The 4,351-nt window shown below is 68.9% G+C and carries 3 protein-coding genes and 1 pseudogene; all 4 read right to left on the bottom strand.

Translation table 11 applies throughout. The features are described from left to right. The coding region (locus VL973_RS13750) for a tetratricopeptide repeat protein (protein WP_414712254.1) at nucleotides 1-1,199 on the bottom strand (1,199 nt) is incomplete at its 3' end. 106 nt (nucleotides 1,200-1,305) lie between these two features. Then, nucleotides 1,306-2,721 (bottom strand): cell division protein FtsZ, encoded by a 1,416-nt coding sequence (ftsZ, locus tag VL973_RS13745; RefSeq protein WP_325284595.1) that lies wholly within the window; start codon nucleotides 2,719-2,721, stop codon nucleotides 1,306-1,308. Nucleotides 2,722-2,831: 110 nt separating this feature from the next. Next, nucleotides 2,832-4,091 (bottom strand): cell division protein FtsA, encoded by a 1,260-nt coding sequence (gene ftsA, locus VL973_RS13740; protein WP_325284594.1) that lies wholly within the window; start codon nucleotides 4,089-4,091, stop codon nucleotides 2,832-2,834. Between the two features lie 27 nt (nucleotides 4,092-4,118). Next, nucleotides 4,119-4,351 (bottom strand): annotated as a pseudogene (locus VL973_RS13735) (hypothetical protein); the annotation flags it as partial.

Genomic DNA, 4,351 nt, shown 5'->3' with positions numbered 1-4,351 from the left:
GGCGTAGGCGTAGGCGTAGGCGTAGGCGTAGGCGTAGGCGTAGGCGTAGGCGTAGGCGTAGGCGTAGGCGTCGCCACCCCGGCGCCGGCCGTCAAGCCCGAAGTTGAAGGAACCGATGCTGCCGGTGTCGCCGGTGTGGCGCGGCGCTCGGTCGCAGCGGTCTCTACCCGCGAACGGGCCTCGCGCCGCTCGCGCCGGGCTTGCCGTTCGCGCAGATATGCCTCGCGCTGAGCGCGGCGCTGATCGGCACGGCGCTCTGCCGCACGGGCGCGGGTATCGGCTGATGCCGTGCGCGTCCGCTGCACTACCGCGCGGTCATCGGTCTCGCCGTCGCTCACCGGTGGCGGGACGGGCGCCTGGGCAACGCGGACCGGCGCGGATGGCAGCGACGGCACGGGCGGGGCCAGCCGCGCATCGGCCAGCCGCGCCGGGGTGCGCGTGAACTCACCCAGATGCGCGGCAAAGGCGCGGTCGGCGGGGTCGCGGATTTCGGCCAGGCGACGGAACAGCGGCAGATAGGCCGTCGAGAAACCCGGCATCATGGTGGCGGTCACGCGCTCCGCTTCGCTTGCCCGGCCGCCCAGCGCCATCACCAGCGCGCGCGTGCGCCACGCCGCGCGGTCCTGTTGCCGCAGCAATGGGTCCAGGATACGATCGGCCTCCGCCGTATTGCCCGAAATCGCCAGCGAAATCGCATAACGCCGCCGCACCTCGGGCGTATCGGCGGCCTCCATCGCCCGCAGATACTCGACCTGTGCATGGGCCTGATCGCCGACCAGATCATATGCCAGGCCGCGATCGTTCGAATATTCGATAGGTGCCAGACTGCCGCGCTCCGCCTGCGCGAAATGCCGCAATGCCTCACCCGGCCGGCCCATCCGCACAAAGGCGCGGCCACGCGCCGCGGCAATGCGCGGATCGCCGGCGCGCACCTTTTCGGCACGCGCCAGGAACTGGAGCGCGGCGGGACCGTCATCGAGCATCGCGCTCGCTTCGCCGGCGGCGATCAAGGCATCAAGGTCGCCCGGCCTGGTCGCCAGCGTCCGCATGGCATCGGCCAGCCGGTCGGCGGTCGGCGTGGGTTGCGGGACGAAACCCGGCGCGCCGCCTGGGGACGCGCTCTGCTGCGCCGACGCCGGAAGCATCGCCAGAGCGAACGCCGCCGCGCCGCCCAGCCACGGGACAAGGGAACGAGTCATGCTTGCCGTCGCCTATACCATGTCGCGGCTGAACCGCGACTGTCCGGTCACACCCGAACGGCAGGCTGTGGCCGCCCGGCGTCAAACCGGACGGTCACGCCGATGCTTACTGGTTGTTCTGGCGATGGAGGAAGCGCGGGATGTCCAGCGGGTCCTTCTCGTCGCCGCCCTTGCCGATATTGCGACCCGCCGCCGACATGCGTTCGAACAGCGTGCCGCCGGGACGCGGCGCGGGGACCGGTTCGGCCTCCGCCTCGGCACCCGTCAGCCAGCGGCGGCGCGGGGCGTCGCCGTCATCCTGGTGCGGGGTCGGCTCGGCCGGGGGCAGAGTCGCATCGGCGCCCAGCACCAGTTCGTCCTCGTCCGGTTCGCTTGCGCTTGGTGCGGGCGTCGGCGCGGCGGGCGCGGGTGCAGGCTGGGGCGCCGGAACCGGCTCGGCCGCGGGCTTCTCGGCCACCGGCTGCGGCGCGGGCGCCGCGGGGCGCTTGGGGGCGGAGAAGGTGAAGCTGCGCGTCGTGTCGGCGGCGGTCGGGACCGGCGTCGCCACGTCGTTGCCATCGGCCTCGATTCCCGTCGCGACGACCGAGACGCGGATCTTGCCTTCCAGCTCGGGATTGAACGCCGAGCCCCAGATGATGTTGGCGTCGGGATCGACCAGTTCGCGGATGTGGTTCGCGGCTTCATCGACTTCCAGCAGGCGCATGTCGTCGCCGCCGGTGATCGACACGATGACGCCCTTGGCGCCCTTCATCGACACGCCGTCGAGCAGCGGGTTGGCGATCGCCTTCTGCGCGGCCTCGATCGCGCGGCTGTCGCCGTCCGCCTCGCCCGTGCCCATCATCGCCTTGCCCATTTCCTGCATCACCGACCGCACATCGGCGAAGTCAAGGTTGATGAGGCCGGGCATGACCATCAGGTCGGTGATGCCGCGCACACCCTGCTGCAACACTTCGTCGGCCATTTCAAAGGCCTGCTTGAAGGTGGTGTTGGCGTTGGCGATCAGGAACAGATTCTGGTTCGGAATCACGATCAGCGTGTCGACGAACTTCTGAAGCTCCTCGATGCCCGCCTCGGCGCTGGCCGAACGGCGCTTGCCCTCGAACGCGAACGGCTTGGTCACGACGCCGACCGTCAGGATGCCCATGTCGCGCGCGGCCTTGGCGATGACGGGCGCGGCGCCCGTGCCGGTGCCGCCGCCCATGCCCGCCGCCAGGAAGCACATATGGCTGCCCTCAAGCGCCTTTTGCACCTGCTCGATCGTTTCCTCGGCCGCGGCGCGACCGATTTCGGGGCGGCTGCCCGCGCCCAACCCTTGCGTGATCTTCGCACCCAACTGAATGCGCTGCGACGCGACCGACTGCTTCAGCGCCTGCGCGTCGGTGTTGGCCACCACGAACTCGACGCCCTGCACTTCGGCATGGATCATGTTGGCGATGGCGTTGCCACCCGCGCCCCCGACGCCGATGACGGTGATGCGCGGCGTCAGCTCATCGACGTCGGGCGGCAGAAAATCGATACCCATGCTAATCTCCCCAATGCCCCCAGATATACACGGGCGCATGATAATCCCGCCCGTTTTGCACCATGTGAACCGATGATCCTAGCGACAAAAGGTCATTCGGTCGCAATTTCTTAATAGTTCGAACGAAATGCGGCCATCAGCCGGCGCATCATCGCACCCATGGTCGGACGAACGACCAGTTGATGCTGCGGCTCGGCCGCGCGCAGGTCGACCGGGTCGGCGGCGGCGAACATCGTCAGGCCGGCCAGCGTCGAAAACGCCGGACCCGAATGCGCCTCCGGCAACGCGGTCAGCCCGCGCGGCCGCCCGACGCGCACCGTGCGGCCCAGCGCCTGCTGCGCGTAATCGGCGATCCCCTTCAATTCCGCGCCGCCGCCGGTCAGCACGATCTGGCGGCCGACGGGATCGTCGAAATTGAGCTTCTTCAACTCACGCTGCACTTCCTGCATCAGCCGGTCGAGCCGCAGCCGGATCGTCGCGATCAATTGCGCCTTGGTGATGCGGCTGCCCTCCTCGCCATGATCGGCGTTGATCGGCGCGATGTCGATCATGTCATGATTGTCGCGCGGGCTCATATTGGCCGATCCGTGGAAGCATTTGATCCGCTCGGCCTGCGCGCGCCGGGTGCCGAACGCGCTGGCAATGTCGTCGGTCACGTCGGCGGCGCCCATCCCGATCGAGGCAAGGCCCGTCAGCACGCCGTGCTGGAACACCGACACATTGGTCACGCCCGCACCGATTTCGACCAGCGCGACGCCCAGGTCGCGTTCCTCCTCGCTCAGCACCGCAAGGCCGGTGGCGACGGGCGCCGCGACGATCGACTTCACGTCCAAATGCGCCGAGCGCACGCACAGGTCCAGATTGCGGACGGGCGAACCGTCGGTCGCGACGACATGGATTTCCACGCCCAGCCGGTCGGCGTGCATTCCGATCGGCTTGGGCGTGCCCGTCAGCCCGTCCAGCGTATAGCGCGTGGGTTGCGCGTGCAGCACCATGCGGCCCTGCGGGTCGAGCGCTTCGCTCGCGGCCTTGAGCAGCGCGTCGATATCGCCCTGTTCGACGCGGTGGCCGCCCAGGTCGACTTCCAGCTTCACGATGTCGCTGACCAGCCCGCCCGCGGAAAAGGCGACCCACACATCCTCGATCGACACGCCCGCGATGCGTTCGGCCTGTTCGACCGCTTCGCGCACCGCAACCTCGGTCGCGGCCATGTCGGCGATATAGCCACGCCGCACGCCCCGGCTTTCGCGCTGGCCGGTGCCCAGCACGACCAGTTCGCCGCCATCACCCTTTTGCGCGATCAGCGCCGACACCTTGGACGACCCGATGTCGAGCGCGGTAATCAGTCCTTCGGTGGCCTGCTTCGCCATGTCCCCATCACCCCTGTTGCCCTGCCCCTATTCCGCGTCGCGGGGCAGCGACCTGTTTGCGTCGATCTGTGCCTGCCGGTCGGGATCGGGCGTTGTCGCCGTGGTGCGCTCCAGCCCGCTGGCCTTTCGCATCACCAGATGACGTGGGCTGCGAAGGTCGAAGCGCAGATATGGCCCGCCCAGCAGCCTGTCGCGCCCATCCAGTTCCGCGAACTTGACCAGCGCCGCTTTCGCCTCCGCCTCGTCGGCGGGCAGCATCA

The sequence above is a fragment of the Sphingomonas sp. genome, from assembly GCF_035490575.1.
Lineage (GTDB): Bacteria > Pseudomonadota > Alphaproteobacteria > Sphingomonadales > Sphingomonadaceae > Sphingomonas.
The sequence above is the reverse complement of the archived record's forward strand: the minus strand, read 5'-3'. Positions and strand labels throughout refer to the sequence as shown.

Excerpts from the sequence above, each read along its gene's own strand:
- ftsZ (WP_325284595.1), bottom strand. The coding sequence starts at position 2,721 with ATGGGTATCGATTTTCTGCCGCCCGACGTCGATGAGCTGACGCCGCGC.
- ftsA (WP_325284594.1), bottom strand. The coding sequence starts at position 4,091 with ATGGCGAAGCAGGCCACCGAAGGACTGATTACCGCGCTCGACATCGGG.